The sequence below is a fragment of the Flavobacterium frigoris genome (assembly GCF_900111075.1).
GTDB classification, from domain to species: Bacteria; Bacteroidota; Bacteroidia; order Flavobacteriales; family Flavobacteriaceae; genus Flavobacterium; species Flavobacterium frigoris.
Window position 1 is genome coordinate 1 of the sequence record NZ_FOFZ01000044.1, and the last position, 1,716, is coordinate 1,716.

General features: G+C 30.5%; 2 protein-coding genes and 1 pseudogene. All 3 read left to right on the forward strand.

Annotated features, from left to right (window positions below; genetic code table 11):
- Positions 1 to 307: pseudogene (locus tag BMW63_RS18495) on the forward strand (transposase); the annotation flags it as partial.
- A gap of 107 nt (positions 308 to 414) precedes the next feature.
- Positions 415 to 582 carry a hypothetical protein gene (locus BMW63_RS18250; protein WP_175460315.1) on the forward strand — a complete coding sequence of 56 codons (168 nt, stop codon included), beginning with the start codon at positions 415 to 417 and terminating at the stop codon, positions 580 to 582.
- Between the two features lie 136 nt (positions 583 to 718).
- Positions 719 to 1,609, forward strand: a complete 891-nt coding sequence (locus BMW63_RS17690) for a hypothetical protein (protein ID WP_074724782.1) — start codon at positions 719 to 721, stop codon at positions 1,607 to 1,609.
- Positions 1,610 to 1,716: the final 107 nt, after the last annotated feature.

The following is a 1,716-nucleotide window of genomic DNA, read 5'->3' on the forward strand; positions in this document are numbered from 1 at the left end:
GAAGAAAATGTTCAAGAGAGCCGAAGAGAATGGATGCTTTGGATGATGGATCGAGCAGGTAAAAAGAATAGTAATGTAGAGCATAGGCAATTTTGCTTCGCCAGTTCGCACTTTCAGGCTCGGGTGGCAACAGGATAATCATCCAATAGAGATTTGGTCGCTAAAGGTTTTTGAGCAAAAACTTAACTATATTCATCAAAATCCTGTTGAATCAGGTTTTGTAACTGATCCAATAGATTGGAAATACAGCAGTGCTAGAAATTATGGAAATAATGACCAAACACTTTTAGAGATAGACGTGAATTGATTTATAATGTGGGCACGAGCGGGACGCTCGCGCTAGCGGGGGAAATAGAATGGATATTTAATAAAACCGATAATATAAATGATATTACAACATTAAAAACAAAAGTTATGGGAGCATTAGATTTGAAAGCTTTAGATGAAATACCTTTGGATAAAGTCAGAGAACTTTTGGGTAAAAAATTTGGTGATATAGAAAGATTTAATAAATCTGAAAAGCTATTAGAAGCATTGAAAGATGATTCAATATTCGAAACTATATTTAAAATAGCAGAGTAATTATGTATCAATTTCTAAAAAAAATCGGAGACGTATTACTATATCAATTCTATAATGATGATTTGATAACAATACAAGGGAATCAAACTATTTCTCATTTGATTTTATTAAGCAATGATTTAAAGTTACACACTTTATGAGACAGTGCCTCACGGCCTATGATAGTGTTACATATCAAAATAATATTTTTATTACAGAATCTAATTCATACGATTCATATCTTTTAAATTTAACAGACCGTAAATTAAATATAATAAAAAAACTAGATTATACTTTAAATATAAAAGGGAATGATTTTAAAAACTATTATATCGCTTCTGCTTATATTGGGCGTATAAAATATTTCATATTAATTAATCTTGAAACTAGTAAGATTTTAAAAAAGATGCCAATGACTTTAGGATTCGGTTTTGTTGATTTTTTAATTTCAGATAATTTAATAATCTCTGCAAATTCTGATTCTTTAGGTTTATTTACACTAGATAACGAAAAAATATGGGCTCATAACATCAATGATATTTTAATACAAGAGAAAAAAGGGAAAATTAAAGAATTGAAAATTTATAATAACAATCTAATTATTGCATCAAATTCGGGTCTTATTAGTATTGCAATTACAACAGGTAGAATAAATTGGGCAACAAGCACTTATGCAAGAACAATCGAAATTGTAGAAAATAGGGGATATGTCTGTACGAGTCTTTCCTTTTTTAGAATCAATTTAGATACTGGAGAAATGTATGATTACGACAGAGAAAATTCACGATTGCCCAACTTTGATTATAATGGAGTAAACTATTGGCCATCTGGGCACAGAGTAATTTATAACGAAGGATTACTTTGGTATGCGGTTTATGATTCAGGACAAAGCTTTATAATTGCAATCAATCCGCAAGATGGACATTATGAATGGATTTTAAATATAAAGGAAGCAAATTCAATAGATGATTTAAAATTTCATAAAAACAGAATGTATATCCGAGATGTAAATAACAATTTATTTGTTTATGAGAAGGATATAGAATGAAGTGCTTTACCCCCCCCGCTGGCTTGAGCGTATGCTAGCGCGAGCGTCTCGCTCGTGCCCACAAAGTAAACACAATATTAATTAAATGAGTACAAAATATAAATTTG

Excerpts from the sequence above, each read along its gene's own strand:
- BMW63_RS18250 (WP_175460315.1), top strand. The coding sequence starts at position 415 with ATGGGAGCATTAGATTTGAAAGCTTTAGATGAAATACCTTTGGATAAA.
- BMW63_RS17690 (WP_074724782.1), top strand. The coding sequence starts at position 719 with ATGAGACAGTGCCTCACGGCCTATGATAGTGTTACATATCAAAATAAT.